Genomic DNA, 18563 nt, shown 5'->3' with positions numbered 1-18563 from the left:
CGCCGCGCTCCTGCGGATGCGAAAACCGCCGGGAGGCGTGAACCTGCACTGAGGAGGTTCACGATGCGTTCCACACCCCTCACGTTCTGTGCCGCCGCGGTCGTCGCGGCGACCCTGGTGCCGGCCTCGGCCGCACTGGCCGACTCCGACTCCGGGTCCGCCCAGGAGAAAGGCCGCGCCTCCCTGACGGCGAGCCCCTCCTTGGTCGCGCCGGGCGGCGAGATGGATCTGCGGCTGGAGGGCTGCAAAGGCCGCGAGGCCGCCGGTGTGTCCGACGTCTTCGTCTCCGAGGCGCGCTTCTCGCCCGCCGCGGACGGGGGCCTCTTCGCCGAGGCCCGGATCAGCTCGGACGCCTCCCCGGGCGACTACGACATCCGGGTCGACTGCAAGGACGGCAAGGGCGCCGGGGCCGCCGGCAAGGTCACCGTCATCGACCGCGGCCGGGCCACCCCGCTCGCCCCGGTCGCCGCGGGCGGCGGCGGCACCGCCCTGTTCGCCGGCCGGGACGCCCGGCAGGAAGGCCCCGGCGCCGTGCACGCGGTGATCGGACTGGCCCTGGCAGCCGTCGCGGCCGTCGCCGTCGCGTTCCGCAGCGCGCGCCGCCGCCGTCCGGCCACGGACTGACATGTCCGCCCCGGACAGCCCCGCGGGGCACGGCAGGCTGCTCGCCGGAATGGTCTGGGCCGTCCTGCTGCTGGGCCTGTGGCTCTGGGGCCGCGGTATCACCGACGGCTCCGGCGCCAGCTCCGCCCCGACCACCGGCGATGTCGCGGCGGTGGGCCGCCCCCTCGGCGTACCGCTGCCCCCGCCGCACGCCCCGATCGAGGGGGCCGTGCCGGAGCGGGTCGAGATCCCGTCGATCGGCGTCGAGGCCCCCGTGGTCGCCCGCGGCCTGGACAAGGACGGGGCGATCGAACCGCCCCCGTTCGACACGCCGCAGACCGTCGGTTGGTACGGCGGCGGCACCGAGCCCGGCGCGAAGGGCCCCGCCCTCCTCGTCGGCCATGTCGACACCGAGACCAGACCGGCCGTCTTCTACGGGCTGAGCGCGGCCCGCCCCGGCGCCAAGGTCGAGATCACCCGCGCCGACGGCACCGTCGCCGAGTTCACCATCGACGACGTCCAGGTCTTCACCCGGGCCCGCTTCGACGCCGGCAAGGCGTACGGCCCCCGCAAGGACGGCCGGGCGGAGCTCCGCCTGATCACCTGCGGCGGCACCTACGACCGGGCGTCGCATTCGTACGAAGCGAATGTGGTCGTCTCCGCCTATCTGACCGGTGCGAAGTCCGCGGGTGACAGCGCCTGAGATGCCACGACGGTACGGATGCGGCAGCGCACCGACGCCCGCGCCGAGGGGGAGTGGATGTACGGCAGCCACGACGGCCGGCGGAACATTCGGATGAGCGCGGGGCGGGCGGCCGCGGCGGGGGCGGTGGCGCTGCTCGCGGGATGCACCTCCGGCCCGGACACCGGTCCCGGCCCGCGGTAGTCGTCGGAGCCGCCGGTTACCAGCACCGAATCGTCGGGGAGCAGGGAGGCGCTGGTACAGCGGGTGCCCTTCGTCGGGGCGGCGCCGTCCCGGAACCTGGGGGCCCCGGGCATCATCATGTCGGCCGGACCGCCGGAGCCCTCGGGCTCGTGCGGCGAGACGTTGTGCCGCCGGTTCCGGACGTACAGCCCGGTCCGGAGCGCCGAGGATTGCCGTACAGCATCATCCGGACGACCGGGTCGATCTGCGCCCGGAGGCTCCCACGCCCAGGAACAGGGCACAACTCAGCGCCGCCAGGATCCAGTTCAGGGCGGACATCGGATAGAAGCCGATCACCGGCGTGTAGTTGAGGAGCTTGCCCGGCGGGAGCGAGAAGAAGCCCTTCCCGCACTGCTTGAGGATCGTCTCGTGCCTGAGGTTCGGGTCGCGCCCCCGGCCGGTCCGGTATCCGGGGCAGGGTGGTCCGGGAAGGTCGTTGTTCTGCCGGGCGCCCTTCGGCGTCGACGTCATGGGTCATCCCCCCTGCACGCATGGTCGGTGCGTGACTGGTCGGTCGACCCGGCCGTGGCGATTCCCCGTCGGTCGCCGCGGCCGACATCAGTGGCGGGCGACCGTCCGCTCGGATACGGAACGGCGCCCTTCCGGCTGCCTGGTGCCCCCTCGGCACCAGTCCCCGAGCAGGGCCCCCACCTCGCGTTGCGGACAGCCGGAGCTTCCCCCTCTGCGGCCCCCAACTGCACTGTCCATCAGCCTGGTTGGAGCTGATGGCCACTGGACAGGTTGTCCGGCCCCGGACCTGATCGCAAGGGTGAAAAGAGTGGGTTACCAGCCGTACGTACGATGTGTTGCCCCCTTGTGGAGGGGGCGTGCGGAGGCGTATGAGAACGACCTTTACGCCGCTGAGTGACCGGATGGTGACTGTGTGGCAGCTCTGCGGTGACTGTGCGGGTAGTGGTTTCAAGGTGACGCCGTGGAGGGCGTCGCGGGGTGGGGGCCCGGCGCGGGGCTTCGGTGCGGGAGGCTTCGGCGTGCGAGGTTCGCGAACGAGCAAAGCCCCCTCACGCATGGTGAGAGGGCTTTGACTCTGCGTGCGCCGCCAGGGACTCGAACCCCGGACCCGCTGATTAAGAGTCAGCTGCTCTAACCAACTGAGCTAGCGGCGCCTGCTGACCTGGAGAACTCTACCCGAAGCCGGGGCGTGCTCCTGACCATTTACCGTCCATCACGGCCTGTCGGATGGTCGTTTTTTCTCTTCTGTCCGTCAAAATGCGATATGTCAGGAGAGTTGAGACACTGGCGCCCGTGCAGATGCGCCCAAAGATCTTGACGAGTGCGGAGGGGAATCGCATGACTGTGCCGGCTTTCGAGGAGTACGTGCCCGCCATCGACTGCATCTGTGCGGGGTGCGCCGCACAGCGGCGGACCGCCGCCAGTGCGCTGCCCGTGCGGTACGGAGGTCATCCGGCCGCACACGGCGCGCGCCGCGCCCTGGTGCTGGCCACCGCGGCCGGAGTGGTACTGGGCTCCGGCGTCGCCGAGGCGGCGGGTTCGACGGGCACGACGGGCGACCGGGCGGCGGGGGCAGCCGGAGCCGCCCGGACGGACCCGGACGGGGACAGCCCGCAGGGCGGGCCCGGACCGCTGCGCGGCGGCGGCGCCGCGGGGCCGCCCTCGTCCACGACGACCACGCCCAAGCTGCGCAAGAGCAGCCGGGCCGCCATCATCAACCGCGCGAAGAAGTGGGTGTCGGCCGACGTTCCGTACAGCATGGTCAAGTACTGGTCCGACGGATACCGGCAGGACTGCTCCGGCTTCGTGTCGATGGCCTGGAACCTGCCCGGCAACGAGTGGACCGGCAGCCTCGCCGCGTTCGGGACGCGGATCGCGCGGGAGGAGCTCCAGCCCGGCGACATCCTGCTCTTCCACAACCCGGCCGACCCCTCGAAGGGCTCGCACGTCACGATCTTCGGCGGCTGGACCGACTACACGCACACCCACTACACGGCGTACGAGCAGACGAAGCCGCACACCCGCAAGAAGACGACGCCCATGGCGTACTGGACCAACTCCGGCAAATACGTCGCCTACCGCTACAAGGGCCTCAGCGGCGGCAGCGCCGGCAGCGGTTCCTCGGTGGCGGGATTCCCGGGCGCCGCGAAGTTCGGCCCCGGCGCCAGCAACAAGTACGTCACCCAGCTCGGCAGGATGCTCACGGACCGGGGCGGCAAGCGCTTCTACGAGGTCGGCCCCGGGCCGGGCTGGGGCGACGCCGACCGGCGCGCGACCCAGGCCTTCCAGAAGGCCCAGGGCTGGAAGGGCAAGGAGGCGGACGGCATCCCCGGCCCCGACACCTGGCGGCTGCTGGCCGACGGAACCGGCCGAGACATCCCCGGCACCGGGGGCGGGGGCGGGGGCGGCGGAACGGGGGCCGGCCACGGTGACTCGAATCCGGATTCGAAGTTCCCCGGGCGGGGCTATTTCCGGCCCGGACAGTCCAACAGCCATGTCGACAGGCTCGGCAAGCAGTTGGCGAAGCGCGGATTCGGCAAGTACTACACGTCGGGACCCGGGCCCCGGTGGACCGAGGCGGACCGGCGCAATGTCGAGGCCTTCCAACGGGCTCAGGGCTGGCGGGGCGGAGCGGCCGACGGCTACCCCGGTCCGGAGACCTGGCGCCGACTCTTCGGGTGACACGACGGACATGACGGAGGCGGGTATGCGATCCATGGTGTCGGACAGCTCCGGAACCCCGGAGAACGGAAGGCCGCGGGAGGGCGAGCGGGAGCCGGAGCCGGTCCGGGTGTGCGGCCCGGACCGGGTGGCGCCGCCCGGCCGGGAGGACGGCGGCCCGGACGGGCCCCCCGGCGCGGGGGCCGCGGTCGCGGTCGCCGTCCCGGGGCCGGGGTCCGTCGCGGAGGCCGGGTCGGAGGCCGGTCCTGACTCCGTGGTCGATCCCGTGCTGGATCTGGTCCCGGGCGAGGACCTGGACTCCCCGTTCGGCGCGACCTCGACCTCGACCTCGGCCTCGGTGTCGGTGTCGGTGTCGGTCCCGGCCGCGGCGCCGGGGACCGAACCCGTCCCCTCCTCGCCCCGGAACCGCGCGGCCCCCGACGCCGTCTTCGACTCCCTCCCCGTCTCCGGGGGCGACGGGGCCGTGCAGCAGCCCGGCGACACGCGGTGGGGGATCGGGCGCCACCACGCGGTCATCGGCAACGAGCGGACCGCGTCCATCCCCGTGCACCTGCTCTTCCGCGAGGACGCCGCGCGCGCCGACGCGGCCGCGCTCCCCGCCGGTGTGCCGCGGCGGGCGGCCGGGGGCGACCGGCCGCAGACAGGGGTGCGGCGGCCGCCCGTGCCGAGGGGGCCGCAGGTGCGGCCCTCGACGCGCCCGGCTCCGGTCGCCGATCCACGGCTCGCCGAGCGGCCGGGCCCCGTGCTCCCCGGCTGGCTCGCACTGCTCGCCGGACTGGCCGGGGTCGCCGCCGGTGGCGCCGTGCTCTGGTGGATCGGCGCGCTGCCCGCCACCGCGCTCGCCCGGTTCGGGATCGGTTCGCGCCCGTACGACGGGATCGGGATCGGCGCCTGGGCGGCGCTCGTCGCGCTGGTGTCGGTGGCGCTCTTCGCGCTCGGCGGCCTGAGCCGGGGACGTGTGGGGTACGCCTGGGTGCTGACGCTCTTCGGCGAGTACCGGGGGAGCGTGCGGCGGACCGGGCTGATGTGGATCAGCCCCCTGCTGCTGCGCCGCCGGGTCGACGTACGCCTGCGGCACTGGCGCAGCGAACCGCTCCCCGCCGTGGACGCCAACGGCACGGCGCTGCGCGTGGTCGTCCTCGTGGTGTGGCGGATCAAGGACACCGTACGGGCGGCGCTCGGGGTCGCCGACCACGAGGCGTATCTGCGCGAGCAGGTCGAGGCGGCGATGGCCCGGGTCCTCTCGCAGCTGCCCGCCGACGCCTTCCACGAGGACGCGCACACCCTGCGCAACGCCGAGGCGGTCGGCGACGCGCTGACCCGGATGCTGAAGGCGGACTGCGAGCCCGTCGGCATCGAGGTGTACTCGGCGCAGCCGACCGGAATCGAGTACGCGCCGGAGGTCGCCGCGGCGATGCAGCGCCGCCGGATCGCGGCCCTCGACGCCAAGCACCGCGACAGTGTCCTGACTTCGGTGGTCGACGCGGTCGACGACACGGTCAACCGGCTGACCGCACGGGGCATCGTGGAGCTCGACGACTACGAACGGAAGTCCCTGGTCAAGGACTTGACGGTGGCCTTCTACACCGGACGTAGCGGCGGGGAAGGGGCCTGAGGGGGCCTCGGGGCCGCTGAGCCGGCCAGGGCAGGCCCTGAGCGGAATCGGACTCCCATTGGTCTGGACATGTTCATAGCCCGTCAATAATCTAAGTCTTGGTCTAGACCGCAGGGCGCGCGCAGTACGGCTCATGGAACCTCCCCCACGTTCTTGAGGAGCGACAGCAATGCGTAAAAGGGCAAGCGCGGCCGTGGTCGGCCTGGCAATCGCGGGCGTCTCGATGTTCGCGACGAGCACTGCCGGCAGCCACGGCTACACCGACAACCCCATCAGCCGTCAGAAGCTCTGTGCCAACGGCACGGTGACGGGCTGCGGCAACATCCAGTGGGAGCCGCAGAGCGTCGAGGGCCCGAAGGGCTTCCCGGCGGCAGGTCCGGCCGACGGCAAGATCTGCTCCGGCGGCCATGGCGAGTTCGCCCAGCTCGACGACCCGCGCGGCGGCAACTGGCCCGCCACCCAGGTCACCGCGGGCCAGGGCTTCGGCTTCCGCTGGCAGTTCACCGCACGCCACGCCACGACGGACTTCCGCTACTACATCACCAAGGACGGCTGGGACCCCACCAAGCCGCTGACCAGGGCCGGCCTGGAATCGCAGCCCTTCATGACGGTGCCGTACGGCGGCAAGCAGCCCCCGGCGACCCTGACCCAGCAGGGCACCATCCCCACCCAGAAGAGCGGGAAGCACATCATCCTGAGCGTCTGGAACATCGCTGACACGGGCAACGCGTTCTACGCCTGCTCCGATGTTCAGTTCTGACGTCCAGTCAGTTACCGTGCGGCGCCATGAGGAGCGCAGGCACCGTAGCGGAGCTCGTACAGCGCCAATGGGGCGACCACCGGCCCGGACTGAGACATCAGGACACCGTCCTCACTCATCACCAGGTCGCCTCGGGCGCTGCCGCACGGGCCGCGCTCCTGACGGATCTGCTGTCGGCGGGCAGCGAACCGCACCTCGGGGTGCTGCTGGACAACACCCCTGAATTTCCCCTCTGGTTGAGCGCGGCGGCCCTGGCCGGGGCCGCCGTGGCCGGTATCAACCCCACCCGGCGCGGCGCCGAACTGGCCCGGGACATCCTGCACACCGGCTGCCGGGTCCTGGTCACCGAACGCGCCCATCTGCCGCTGCTCGACGGCCTGGACCTCCCCGGTGTCCGGATGCTGGTCACCGACACCGACGCGTACGCCGAACTCCTCACCCCGTACGCCGGGGCCGAGCCCGGCGACACGGCCCGGCCGGACATCGGCCCCGGAACCCGGATGCTGCTCTACTTCACCTCCGGATCGACGGGCGCGCCCAAGGCCGCGATCTGCACCCAGGGACGGCTGGCGGCGGCCGGACAGTCGCTCGTCGACCACTTCGGCGTCCGGCGCGAGGACGTCCACTACATCTGCATGCCGATGTTCCACGGCAACGCCGTGATCGCCGACTGGGCTCCCGCACTGGCCGGCGGGGCCGCCGTCGCGCTGCGCCGCCGTTTCTCGGCCTCCGGATTCCTCGACGACGTACGGGCGCACGGGGCGACGTACTTCACCTATGTCGGCCGCGCCGTGCAGTATCTGCTGGCCACTCCCGAGCGCCCGGACGACCGCGAGCATCCGCTCCGGCTCGGCTTCGGCACCGAGGCCGGTGCGGTGGACGCGGCCCGGTTCCGGGAGCGGTTCGGGGTGCGGCTGGTGGAGGGCTACGGCTCCTCCGAGGGCGGCGCGGCGATCCAGCGGACCCCGGACACCCCGGAGCGGGCGATCGGGAGGGCCTCGGCCCGCGACGATCTCGCGGTCGTGGACCCGGAAACCGGCGAGGAACGGGCCACCGCCGTCTTCGACGGAGCGGGCCGGCTGACCAACGGGGCCGAGGCGATCGGGGAGTTGGTCAACCGGGGACGTACGCCCTTCGAGGGCTACTGGCGCAACGCGGCGGCGGAAGCCGAGCGGGTGCGCGGCGGCTGGTACTGGACCGGGGACCTCTTCTTCCGTGACGCCGAGGGCTTCCTCTACTTCGCGGGCCGCACCGACGACCGGCTGCGGGTGGACAGTGAGAACCTGGCCGCCGCGATGATCGAGAACATCCTGGCCCGCTGGCAGGACGCGGCGGCCGTGGCGGTGTACGCGGTGCCGGACCCGGTCGCCGGGGACCAGGTGATGGCGGCGCTGGCCATGCGGGAGGGGGCCGCCTTCGACCCGTCCGCCTTCGCCGCGTTCCTCGCCGCGCAGTCGGACCTGGGTACGAAGATGGCCCCCGCCTTCGTGCGGATCGTCCCGGCGATGCCGGTCACGGCGACGAACAAGGTGCACCGCGTGGGGCTGCGCCGGGAGGGGTTCTGGTCCGGGGGACCCGTGTGGCGGAAGGGGACCGGTACCGGGTACGAGCCGTTCGGCGACGAGCAGCTGAGCGCTCTGCTGCGTGAGTACGAGGCACATGGGCGTGGCGCGTTCTGTCCTCAACCGCCGGACGGGCGTGGAATTCAAGCCCGCCCGGCGATCGAGGACACAGCGGCAAGGCGGGTGGACCCGCACTAGTTCGTCAGGGCCGGCTCCCGGTGCGCGGCCGCCTCCGCGGCCCCCGCCCTCCGCAACAGCGTCGCGGCCAGCACCGCCCCCGTCAGCAACAGCGCGGCCCCTACCACCGAGGCGTACTGCATGCTGTGCACGAAGGCCTCCCGCCCGATCGAGATCAGCGAACCGTCGCCCGTGGCCACCGCACCCGCGAGGGTCTTGCGAGCGACCTCCGGAGCGGAGCCCGGCATGTCCGCGGTGTAGATCGCGGTGGCCACCGCGCCCAGCAGGGCCATCCCCGTCGCACCGCCGAACTCCTGGCCGGTCTCCAGCAGCGAGGCCGCCGAACTCGCCTTCTCCGGCGGGGCCGTGGACAGCGCCAGGTCGGAGACGAGCGCCATCACGGTGACGATTCCGCAGCTCATCACGGCGCAGCCGCCGAGCAGCAGCCACAGGGAATCCGTGCCGGTCACGGCGAGGACGGCGAAGCCGGCGGCGGCGATGACGAAACCGGCGCAGACGACCCGTGCCCGGTCGGTCCGCTGGGCGATCGCCGTGGCCGTCGGGGCCGCGGCGCCCACGGCGAGCGAGGGTGCCAGGCTCCACAGCGCGGCCTCCAGCGTGTCCATGCCGAGCACCGACTGCAGATACTGCGTGGTGAAGAACGAGGAGCCCATCATGGCGAACGCGGCCAGCGCGTTCAGCCCGATCCCCACCCCGAAGCGGCGGTCGCGGAACAGTTCCCGGCTGATCATCGCGTCGGCGCGGCCGCGCTGGCGGCGGACGAAGAACCGGCCGACGATCAGCCCGGCGGCGATGATCAGCCCGTTCTGCACATCGAGCCCATGGGCGGCGCTCTCCTTGATGCCGTAGATGACCGGCAGCACGGACCCCATCGACAGCGGCACGCTCAGCAGGTCGAAACGTCCGGGGTTCGGGTCCTTGAACTCCGGGACCAGCACCGGGACCAGGACCAGCAGCAGCACCATCGCCGGCACGTTGATCAGAAAGACCGAGCCCCACCAGAAGTGCTCCAGCATGATCCCGCTGAGCACCGAGCCGAGCGCGATACCGCCCGCCATGGCCCCCGACCAGATCCCCACGGCCCGGCCGCGCTGCCGCTCGTCGCGGAACATGTTCCGCACCAGCCCCATGGTCGACGGCATCAGCGTCGCCCCGCCGATCCCGAGCAGGGCGCGGGCCGCGATCAGCATCTCGGGACTGTTGGCGTACGCGGTGGCCACGGACGCGGCACTGAACGCGAACGCGCCCAGGAGCAGCAGCTTGCGGCGGCCGATCCGGTCGCCGAGCGAGCCCATCGTGATGAGCAGGCCGGCCAGGGCGAAGGCGTACACATCGAAGATCCAGAGCTGCTGGGTGGCGCTGGGGGCGAGGTCCCGGTCGATGGACGGGATCGCGAAGAAGAGGACGGAGATGTCCATCGAGACCAGGAGGAGGGGGAGCAGGAGGACCACGAAGGCGGTCCATTCCCGGCGACCGGCGAGTTGGCCGCGCTCGGCGGTGGTGCTCGTAGCGTTCGTCATGCCAGGGAATGTACGGCTGTTTAAAACGCTTGTCTAGTACGATTGTTTAAAACGTCTGTACATCTCGCCGGGCAGCAAAAAACGCACTGGGCGGTTCACGTGTGTACGTGAACCGCCCAGTGCGTTGTCTGTGCGCCGCCAGGGACTCGAACCCCGGACCCGCTGATTAAGAGTCAGCTGCTCTAACCAACTGAGCTAGCGGCGCCTGCTGACTCGAAAATAATACCTGCTCCCGAGGGGTGCTGATGACACCCCCGGCGGACGGTGCCTGGAGCGCCATCGACAGGAGGACCGGCGCCGCCCGCCGGTTCAGTGTGTCGGCCGCCGAGCGCAGGCGGTGCGCGTCCTCGATCGGCAGCGACAGTGTCAGGCAGCCCGCCGACGCCCCGGCCGTCTGGTGATCGTCCGCGAGGTGAGCCGGGGCGTCTTGTGACGCGAGATGTGATCGCGGCGGCCGTTGTGGTCGAGCTGGGAGAGCAGGCACTTGCCGGCCGCCGAGGCGTGGGCGGCCAGCGCCTGTCCGGGGCGGCTGTTGGCGACTTGCCGACGCGCGACACCTTCGTGAGTCGCATCCATCTGGCATATGTCAACGTCATTGACGGTCGACGAGTGGCGAGGTGAAAGCGCCGAGCACGGGAACGCGCGGGTGTGTCCGCGCCCCGCGTCCGGAGAGATTTCTTCCGGTGAACCGGATTCGCTCACCCGTCCGATGTCGAACTTCAGTGCCGCTTTCGGCCCCGGATCACTCGCCCGGCTCCCGGACGGGTACGTAACCGCGCTGCTTGTCCACCACGTTCGGCAGCGGCTCGCCGGCCGCCCAGAGTTCGTACATCGCGACGAACTGCTCGCTCAGCCGGTCCCGCCAGCCCGCCGTGTCGCCGCTCATGTGCGGTGACACGATCAGATCCGGCACGTCCCAGAGCGGGCTCTGCGGTCCCAGTGGCTCCTGCTCGAACACATCGAGCGCCGCGCCCGCGATCCAGCGCCTGCGCAGCGCCTCGGCCAGATCGTCCTCGACGACCATCGGACCGCGCCCCACGTTGATGAAGCGGGCCGACGGCTGCATCAGCCCGAAGAACCGGGCGTCGAACATGCCGCGGGTCGACTCGGTCAGCGGAGCCGCGCAGATCACCCAGTCGGCCAGCGCGGTCAGCCGGTCCAGATCCTCGGCGCCGTGGATGGTGCGCCGCGCCCTGCGCCCCACGAGCGCCACCCGGACCCCCAGCGCGATCAGCAGCCTCGTGATCTCCCGCCCGACCGGGCCCGCGCCGACGACCACCGCGCGGCTGCCCGCGAGCTGCGTGCTCTCGCGGTGGCGCCACTGCCGCCGCCGCTGGAGCTCCAGCGTGCCGGGGAAATCCTTGGCGAACGCCAGCACCAGACCGGTCACGTACTCGGCGATCGGCCGCTCGAAGATGCCCCGGGCGTTGGTCACCACCGTGCCGGAGGCCGTCAGTTCCGGGCAGAGCAGCCGGTCCACGCCCGCGCTCGCCATGTGCACCCAGGCCGGGCGCGGTCCCTCGCCGGGCCAGGCGGCCCGTACCGCGTCGGAGGCGAAGTCCCACACCAGCAGCACATCGGCCGACGGGAGCCGCGCGGCCAGTCCGGCCTCGTCCGTGTAACGGATCCGGGCCCGGCCGGTCAGCCGGCCCAGCCGCGGTGACGGGTCGGTGTCCAGGACGAGCAGGGTGGGCTCTGACATGAGAGGCGGTCGCTCCGCTGCGTCTGGGATGTGCGGATTGACCACGCTCGCACCCGGGCCCCCACCCGTCAACAGGGCACCGGGGGAGTCACGACATATGGGGGAATACTAGAAGGGAACGCGAACAGGGAGGGCGGACCTGTGGACATGACGACCGTCGGAATTCTCTACCCGGGTCACTTCGCGGCGGACGACTTCCCGCGGATGGAGATCCTGCTCGACGCCGTCAGGCTGGTCGTGAACCGTACCGACGTCGACGAGGACGCCTACGGGATCGACGCCCTGACGCGGACCGGCTCGCCCGAGCACCTGGCCGCCGGGGTGGAGGAGCTGCAACGCGCCGGTGTCGAGTCCGTCGTGTGGGCGAGCGGCGGCGGCAGCTTCCTGTACGGCTGGGAGGGTGCCCATGAACAGACCGCCGCCCTGGCCCGGGCGGTCGGCGTGCCCGCCTCCAGCACCTCCATCGGCTTCGCCCACGCGATACGGGAGCTGGGCGCCGGACGGGTCGCCGTCGCCTCCACCTACTCCGAGCGGGTCACCGGCCTGTTCGCCGACTTCCTGCACGCCGCGGGCATCGATGTGGCCGGCACCCGCGCCGCCTCGCTCGGCTCGGCCGCCGAGGCCGCCGCCTGGGACCTGGACCGGGTGAAGGAGCTCGCCGTCGCCGCCGACCGGCCGGAGGCGGACGTGGTGCTGCTGCCCGACACGGCGCTGCACACCGCCGGGCACGAGGCGGAGCTGGAGGAACTCCTCGGCAAACCGGTCCTCACCGGGAACCAGGTCACCGTCCGCGAGGGCCTGCGCCTGGCCGGCCGCCGCTCGTGGTCCCCGCGACTGGGCCGGCTCTTCGCCGCCCGCGAGGCACCGCCGGCCCCGGTGGCCGCCTGGGGCGAGGGCCGGGCACGCGCCCACAGCGGGAAGCGGGCCCTGCCCGGAGACGTACGGGAATAACCGGAGACAACCTCCTGTTAGGTGCTGGAGGACGTACGGGTCGGACGTACGAGCCCGACGCAGCGCGCATCACCGGAGAGGTCAGCACGTGGACGAGATTCGAGGCGACGAGATCCGTGGCAGGGCGGAGGGAACGGCCCCCGTTCCGCTCTCCGTACTGGACCTGGTGACCGTCGGGCAGGGCCGTACCGCCACCCAGGCGCTGCGCACCGGGGTGGACATCGCGCAGCTCGCCGAGCGCCGCGGCTTCCACCGCTACTGGGTCGCCGAGCACCACTCCATGCCCGGTGTCGCCTCCTCCTCCCCGGCCGTGATCCTGGCCCACCTCGCCGCACACACCGAGCGCATCAGGCTCGGCTCCGGCGGCGTGATGCTGCCCAACCACGCACCGCTGGTCATCGCGGAACAGTTCGGCACCCTGGAGGCCATGGCCCCCCGGCGCATCGACCTCGGCCTCGGCCGCGCCCCCGGCACCGACGGCGCGACGGCGGCCGCCCTGCGCCGCTCCGACCGGCTGAACGAGGGCGCCGAAGACTTTCCGCAGCAGCTCGCCGAGCTGACCCGGTTCCTGGACGACGACTTCCCCGACGGCCACCCCTACGCCCGCATCCACGCGGTCCCCGGCCCCGTCCAGGCCACGGCCGACGGCGGCGTCCAGTCGCCGGCCCGCCCACCGGTCTGGCTGCTCGGCTCCTCCGGCTTCAGCGCCCGGCTGGCCGGTGTGCTCGGCCTGCCCTTCGCCTTCGCCCACCACTTCTCGGCCCAGAACACGATTCCGGCGCTCGACCTGTACCGGGAGTCGTTCCGGCCGTCCGCGGTGCTGGACGCCCCGTACGCACTCATCGGCGTCTCGGCCCTGGCCGCCGACGACGAGCGCGAGGCCCGCCGCCAGGTGCTCTCCGGCGCGCTGTCCATGGTCCGGCTGCGCACCGGCCGCCCCGGTCTGGTCCCGACGCCGGAGGAGGCGGAGGCGTACGCCTTCAGCCCGATGGAGCGCGAGTTCGTCGACAGCTGGCTCGCCGACATCGTCCACGGCACCGCGGACCAGGTCCGCACCGGCCTCGACGGCCTCGCCAAGCGCACCGGCGCCGACGAGCTCATGATCACCGCCAACGCCCACAGCGGCGAGGCGAGGCTGCGCAGCTACGAACTGATCGCGGACGCGTACGGACTGCCCACGGCCTGAGTCCGGCCCCTCGGCGGCCGGGCCGTGTCAGCCCTGCATCGGGCGGGTGCCGATCAGCTCGGCGATCCGCTCCGGGGCCACCGCGCGTGAGTACAGCCAGCCCTGCCCGGTGTCGCAGCCGATCCTGCGCAGCCGTTCCGCCTGGCCGGCCGTCTCCACGCACTCCGCGGTGACGGTCAGGCCCAGCCGGTGCGCCAGCTGCACCATCGCCTCGACGATCGTCTCGTCGGCCGGGCTCGGGTGGGCGCCTTCGTCGTAGCGGAAGCCGCGTACGAAGGAGCCGTCCAGCTTCAGCACCGAGACCGGCAGCCGGCTCAGATAGGCGAGGTTGGAGTATCCGGTGCCGAAGTCGTCGATGGCGATCCGTACGCCCATCTCGCTGAGCGACTGGAGCGCCTGGATCGGGCGGCCCGCCGAGCCCATCACCGCGGACTCGGTCAGCTCCAGCTGGAGCAGCGAGGGGTCGAGGCCGGTCTCGGCGAGGATCTCCGCGACATCGGTGACCAGGTCGGAGTCCCAGACCTGGCGCACGGCGACATTGACACTGATGAACAGCGGTGGATCGGCGGGGTGCTCCAGCTGCCAGCGCCGGGCCTGGCGGCAGGCGGACTGCAGCACCCACCGGCCGAGCTGGACGATCGAGCCGTCCTCCTCGGCGATCGCGACGAACCGATTCGGCGAGAGCATGCCGAACTGGGGATGGTTCCAGCGGACCAGGGCCTCCACCCCGCGCACGACTCCGTCGGCCATGCCGACCAGCGGCTGGTACTCGATGGTGAACTCACCGCGCTCCACGGCGGGCCGCAGATTGGACGAGAGCGTCTGCCGGGTCATCCGGTGGGCGTTGCGCTCCGGGTCGAAGACCGTCCAGCGGGCCTTGCCGTCCGCCTTCGCCCAGTACAGCGTGGTGTCGGCGGCCTGCATCAGACCGGTGGCGGAGGTGCCGGCCACGGCCCGTTCCACCACCCCGATCGAGGCCGACACCGAGAGCCGCTGCCCGGCCAGGTCGAAGGGCTGCTGGAGGGCGGCGAGGACGCTGCGGGCCAGGTCGGTGAGCTGCTGCGTACCGGCGGAGTCCTCGACCAGGATCGCGAACTCGTCGCCGCCGAGGCGCGCCACGAGATGGGCGCCGGAGCGGTGCGCGCCGTCCTGGGCCGCGCAGTCGGTGAGCCGTGCGGCGACGGCGGCGAGCAGCCGGTCGCCGATCCGGTGGCCCATCGTGTCGTTGACGGCCTTGAAGCCGTCCAGGTCCAGGTAGCAGAGCCCGACCCGGCCGTGTCCGGAGGCGCTGTCGCCGTGCGGCGGGGTCTCCAGGGCGGCCGAGAGCCGTTCGAAGAACAGGGTCCGGTTGGGCAGCCGGGTCACCGGGTCGTGCATCTGGAGGTGGCGCAGCCGCTTCTGCAGCTCGCGCCGGTCGCTGATGTCCGAGACGGAGAGCAGTACCCGGCCGGGTACGGAGCCGTCGCCCGCGCCCGCCACCTGCCCGGGCATCGGTACGACGGTGACCTCGGCCCACAGGGCGCGTCCGTCGGGGTGCTTGAGCCGGTGGGTGCAGCGGAACCGTGAGCGCCGCCCGTGCAGCACCTCGCGGTACGCGTGCCAGGTGCGGCCGTCCGCCGCGAGGTCGAGCAGATCGGCCGCGGACTGGTTGGTCAGCGCGGAGGCGGGGCGGCCGAGGAGGCCGCCGAGGGCTTCGTTGGCGGTGACGACCAGTCCCTCGTGATCGACGACGGCCATCGGGAGGGTGGCGGCCAGGAACGCGGCCCGGTAGCCGTGCGGCTCGGAGCACTCGGCTCCGACAGGCGGCCACGGAGTGTGACATTCCGTGGTCGCCGGTCCTGCGGAATGCCGGGGTGTGCCCGCCGTGGGCCCGGGCCCTTCGGGGGTTCCGCTCACCGTTCGCTCCCGCCGTGCAGTTCTGTCCTGAACAGGTGTGGCCGGACTGGCCCGCCGCGCGGAGCGCCTGGGTCGAAGGCGGCAACCACGCGGGAAAGCCTGGTGAAGCATAGAGGTTGGTACGTCGGCCGTTCCAGCGCCCGACCCTTCCACGCCCCGCGTTCGCCCCACATGGGCCATTCATGCGTAGCTCCGATTTGCACGTAACAGATCACTTCTGAGTGATTGCGTCCTCCTGCAGTGCCTCGGTGATCGATTGTGACTTTCTGTGAAGGGCAGGGGCTTGATCGATCGCTGACTCGACTGGGGCAGCCCAACAGGACGAAAGCCCCGAATCATCACAGGGTGGTGGGTGACCGCATCTCGCACCCGGAGGTAGACGTGCCGCCGCGTCAGCACAGAGCCGGGGGAGTGGAGAGGCCGAGCCTGCGCGCCGTGGGTGCCGCCGTGACCTCTCTTCTGGCGCTCGCTGCCACCTCCCTCGTCGCCGGGCCCGCCGTGGCCGCCACCGGCGAGGCCGGTCCCTGCGCCCTGCCCCGGACCGAGGCGCACCACTCCCTCGGCGTGAGCGACTGGAACGGCGCCTACCCCCGCCCCGACCACCCTCTCGACGCGGTCCTGGTCTTCCTCTCCTTCCCGGACCACAGCCCCGCCATGACTCCCGGACAGCTCGCCGCCGACCACTTCCCCGCCACCACCCGGTTCTTCCAGCGCGCCTCGTACGGGAAGTTCACCCTGCGCCCGCACCCGATGCGGCAGTGGATCCGGATGCCCAGGACGTCCGACCAGTACGGGATACGCCGCGACTGGGACAACGACCGGCGCAGCAGCTATCTGCGCGACGCCGTCGCCGCGGCCGACCCGAAGGTCGACTTCTCCCGGTACGACATCGTCTATCTGGTCGCCGACCCGGACGCACCGGGCGTCGACTCCGACGCCACCAAGGTCGTCAACTTCGACCGGCCGCTGCATGCCGACGGCACGGACATCCGCCGCGTCGTCACCGTCTTCGAACAACATCCACCGGACCACAATGTGCTGGCCCACGAGACCGGGCACGTCTTCGACCTGCCGGACCTCTACCACCGGCCGTCCGACGGCAAGGGCGACTGGGACACCTACGTCGGCGACTGGGACGTGATGGGAAGCCAGTTCGGACTCGCGCCGGACCTCTTCGGCTGGCACAAGTGGAAGCTGGGCTGGCTGGACAGCCGGCAGGTGGTCTGCGTCCAGAAGAGCCGGGACATCACCCTGGAGCCGATGGCCGCCGTGCCCGAGCCCGGGGCCTCCCTCGGCACCCGGCTCGCGGTGATCAGGACCGGCGAGGACAGCGCCGTGGCCATCGAGGCCCGCAGCGCCACCGGCAACGACAGCATGACCTGCACCGAAGGCGTCCTGATCTACCGGGTACGCAACGGAACCCCGTCCGGCGGCGGCCCGGTCGAGGTCCTCGACACCCACCCCCGCACCGACGCCTGCTGGGACCGCTCGGTCTACGCGCCGCTCGCCGACGCCCCGCTGAAGGTCGGCGAGACATACAGCATTCCCGGCGCGCACACGAAGGTAGAGGTCGCCGACCGGACGCCGTCGGGCGCCTGGACGGTCCGGATCACCACCGGAACATAAGGCGTCCGGCATCCGGCGAACACGAAGAAGCCCCTCGCTCGCGCGAGGGGCTTCTTCCGTCTGTGCGCCGCCAGGGACTCGAACCCCGGACCCGCTGATTAAGAGTCAGCTGCTCTAACCAACTGAGCTAGCGGCGCCTGCTGACGTCGTAGACATTAGCATCCGGATCGGCGGGAGGAAAAATCGAATTCCGGGTCATCGGCGAGGGCGCCGCCCTGGTCACCCGCACACAGGCCCAGAGCAGCACGTCGGGGCCCGGCAGCCAGGGGCTGCGGGTGTCGGGGGCGACCAGCCAGCGGGGGCCGGGAGTGGTGGAGGTGCAGGTCAGGGGCGGGACGGTCACCGCGTCCCCGGTGCCGTGGCAGAGCAGCGGCGGGACCTTGCCGTCGGCTTCCTCGCCGTCGCCCCGCCCGTGCGGGCCCATGGCGGCCCGCGGCTCGGGCCCGCCGCCCCACTCCTCCCAGTCGAGCAGCGAGGGAAGCCGCTGGGCGGTGCCGGGCGAGGCGAACAGCAGCATCCGCCCGCGGTGCGTGGCCACCGGACCGGAGCCGGGACCGTCGGACCACAGGTGTTCCAGCATCCGGCGCCCGAAGAGGGTGGGCACGTTCACCACGTCGAAGGCCGAACCGCACGGCAGGACCCCCGGCGAGGAGGGATGGGCCTCCCACTGGGCCAGTGCGCTGCGCGGATACGCGGCGGCGCCGGCGAGCCAGGCGGCACCGGCCGCCGTGACCTGAGAGGTCTGGTTCGCGGCCTGGTTCCGCAGAACGGCGAAGAGGCCGGCGCCCTGGTGGGTGTCGCCGTGGTGCAGGGTCGAGTTGTCTGGCAGCCATGCGGTCATGCCGACATATCTACCGGGAGTGATCAAGTGGATTCCGAGAGTTGTCGGAAACCGGGACAGGCCGGGGTGCAGAGGAGTATCTTGCGCTCGGGCATATGCCAGTGGTTCTGCCCGGGGTCAGGATCGGCCCCTCAGGGCGTGGCACCGCCCAGCAGACTCCGGCCGAACTCGACCATCTTCTTGGCGTAGTCCTCGGTCCACTGCGCGCGCCGCGCGATGTCCGCGGTCGTGAGCCGGTCGAACCGGCGCGGATCGGCGAGCTGGGCGGCCGCGATCGCCTGGAACTCGACCGCGCGGTCGGTCGCCGCACGGAACGCCAGGGTCAGCTCGGTGGCGCGGGACAGCAGCTCCCTCGGATCGTCCATCGACTCCAGGTCGAAGAAGTGCTCGGGATCGGCGACCGCAGCCGACGGCTCGAAGAGCAGGGGCGCGGGGCGCAGCCGCTGCTGCTCGTTCCGCTCGGGTTGTGCCATGTGGTGTTGCCTCCTTGGGTCGGCCCGATGACCACCCTCCATTGTCCAACGTC

Annotated in this window: 15 protein-coding genes, 3 tRNA genes and 2 pseudogenes; 10 read left to right on the top strand and 10 right to left on the bottom strand. The window is 71.9% G+C overall.

Annotation, left to right across the window (positions count from 1 at the left end; translation table 11 throughout):
* Positions 1–63 precede the first annotated feature (63 nt).
* Genes BT364_RS35095 through BT364_RS42060 form a run of 3 tightly spaced genes read left to right on the top strand, consistent with a single transcriptional unit; the run spans position 64 to position 1489 of the window.
* Positions 64–624 carry a hypothetical protein gene (locus tag BT364_RS35095; protein ID WP_072489241.1) on the top strand — a complete coding sequence of 187 codons (561 nt, stop codon included), beginning with the start codon at positions 64–66 and terminating at the stop codon, positions 622–624.
* Position 625: 1 nt separating this feature from the next.
* A complete protein-coding gene (locus BT364_RS35090) occupies positions 626–1306 on the top strand; it encodes a class F sortase (RefSeq protein ID WP_072489240.1) in 681 nt (226 codons plus the stop codon).
* A gap of 18 nt (positions 1307–1324) precedes the next feature.
* Positions 1325–1489 (top strand): hypothetical protein, encoded by a 165-nt coding sequence (locus tag BT364_RS42060; RefSeq protein ID WP_177328360.1) that lies wholly within the window; start codon positions 1325–1327, stop codon positions 1487–1489.
* Positions 1490–1599: 110 nt separating this feature from the next.
* Here BT364_RS42060 and BT364_RS35085 read toward each other — a convergent pair.
* Positions 1600–1900 (bottom strand): annotated as a pseudogene (locus tag BT364_RS35085) (glycosyl transferase); the annotation flags it as partial.
* A 678-nt stretch (positions 1901–2578) separates the two neighbouring features.
* Positions 2579–2652: transfer RNA gene (locus BT364_RS35080), tRNA-Lys, on the bottom strand.
* Positions 2653–2836: 184 nt separating this feature from the next.
* Here BT364_RS35080 and BT364_RS35075 point away from each other — a divergent pair.
* The 4 genes from BT364_RS35075 to BT364_RS35060 all read left to right on the top strand — a co-directional run bounded on the left by BT364_RS35075 (position 2837) and on the right by BT364_RS35060 (position 8315).
* Entirely contained in the window at positions 2837–4180 is a 1344-nt protein-coding gene (locus BT364_RS35075) for a peptidoglycan-binding protein (protein WP_072489239.1), read from the top strand.
* Positions 4181–4205: 25 nt separating this feature from the next.
* Positions 4206–5795, top strand: a complete 1590-nt coding sequence (locus tag BT364_RS35070) for an SPFH domain-containing protein (RefSeq protein WP_256260355.1) — start codon at positions 4206–4208, stop codon at positions 5793–5795.
* A 169-nt stretch (positions 5796–5964) separates the two neighbouring features.
* A complete protein-coding gene (locus tag BT364_RS35065) occupies positions 5965–6555 on the top strand; it encodes a lytic polysaccharide monooxygenase auxiliary activity family 9 protein (RefSeq protein WP_072489237.1) in 591 nt (196 codons plus the stop codon).
* A 26-nt stretch (positions 6556–6581) separates the two neighbouring features.
* Positions 6582–8315 carry an AMP-binding protein gene (locus tag BT364_RS35060; protein ID WP_079179800.1) on the top strand — a complete coding sequence of 578 codons (1734 nt, stop codon included), beginning with the start codon at positions 6582–6584 and terminating at the stop codon, positions 8313–8315.
* Here BT364_RS35060 and BT364_RS35055 read toward each other — a convergent pair.
* The 4 genes and pseudogenes from BT364_RS35055 to BT364_RS35040 all read right to left on the bottom strand — a co-directional run bounded on the left by BT364_RS35055 (position 8312) and on the right by BT364_RS35040 (position 11537).
* Positions 8312–9835 (bottom strand): MFS transporter, encoded by a 1524-nt coding sequence (locus tag BT364_RS35055; protein ID WP_072489236.1) that lies wholly within the window; start codon positions 9833–9835, stop codon positions 8312–8314. The genes BT364_RS35060 and BT364_RS35055 overlap by 4 nt on opposite strands.
* 131 nt (positions 9836–9966) lie before the next feature.
* Positions 9967–10040 (bottom strand) — tRNA-Lys (locus tag BT364_RS35050).
* 66 nt (positions 10041–10106) lie between these two features.
* Positions 10107–10345, bottom strand: a pseudogene (locus BT364_RS39535) (IclR family transcriptional regulator); the annotation flags it as partial.
* A 232-nt stretch (positions 10346–10577) separates the two neighbouring features.
* A complete protein-coding gene (locus BT364_RS35040; RefSeq protein WP_072489234.1) occupies positions 10578–11537 on the bottom strand; it encodes a D-2-hydroxyacid dehydrogenase in 960 nt (319 codons plus the stop codon).
* A 147-nt stretch (positions 11538–11684) separates the two neighbouring features.
* On the opposite strand from BT364_RS35040, the gene BT364_RS35035 reads away from it, so the two are divergent.
* Positions 11685–12488 carry a maleate cis-trans isomerase family protein gene (locus BT364_RS35035; protein ID WP_072489258.1) on the top strand — a complete coding sequence of 268 codons (804 nt, stop codon included), beginning with the start codon at positions 11685–11687 and terminating at the stop codon, positions 12486–12488.
* Positions 12489–12576: 88 nt separating this feature from the next.
* Positions 12577–13674, top strand: a complete 1098-nt coding sequence (locus BT364_RS35030; protein WP_072489233.1) for an LLM class flavin-dependent oxidoreductase — start codon at positions 12577–12579, stop codon at positions 13672–13674.
* 27 nt (positions 13675–13701) lie between these two features.
* Here the strand turns inward: BT364_RS35030 and BT364_RS35025 are convergent, their stop codons facing one another.
* The gene (locus tag BT364_RS35025) at positions 13702–15570 is read right to left on the bottom strand and encodes a putative bifunctional diguanylate cyclase/phosphodiesterase (RefSeq protein ID WP_079179799.1); all 1869 of its coding nucleotides are present in this window, start codon (positions 15568–15570) and stop codon (positions 13702–13704) included.
* 411 nt (positions 15571–15981) lie between these two features.
* Between BT364_RS35025 and BT364_RS35020 the strand changes: the two genes are divergently transcribed.
* On the top strand, positions 15982–17196 hold the full coding sequence (locus tag BT364_RS35020; RefSeq protein WP_072489232.1) for a M6 family metalloprotease domain-containing protein: 1215 nt from the start codon (positions 15982–15984) through the stop codon (positions 17194–17196).
* Between the two features lie 63 nt (positions 17197–17259).
* Here BT364_RS35020 and BT364_RS35015 read toward each other — a convergent pair.
* The 3 genes from BT364_RS35015 to BT364_RS35005 form a co-directional block, all read right to left on the bottom strand.
* Positions 17260–17333: transfer RNA gene (locus BT364_RS35015), tRNA-Lys, on the bottom strand.
* Positions 17324–18037: a hypothetical protein gene (locus BT364_RS35010; RefSeq protein ID WP_072489231.1), complete on the bottom strand. Its 714-nt coding sequence runs from the start codon at positions 18035–18037 to the stop codon at positions 17324–17326. Before BT364_RS35010 ends, BT364_RS35015 begins: the two co-directional genes overlap by 10 nt.
* A gap of 131 nt (positions 18038–18168) precedes the next feature.
* Positions 18169–18510: a hypothetical protein gene (locus tag BT364_RS35005; protein ID WP_072489230.1), complete on the bottom strand. Its 342-nt coding sequence runs from the start codon at positions 18508–18510 to the stop codon at positions 18169–18171.
* Between the last annotated feature and the right edge of the window lie 53 nt (positions 18511–18563).

The sequence above is a fragment of the Streptomyces atratus genome, assembly GCF_900119365.1.
Taxonomy (GTDB): domain Bacteria; phylum Actinomycetota; class Actinomycetes; order Streptomycetales; family Streptomycetaceae; genus Streptomyces; species Streptomyces atratus_B.
This window is presented reverse-complemented; position numbering and strand designations above follow the sequence as displayed.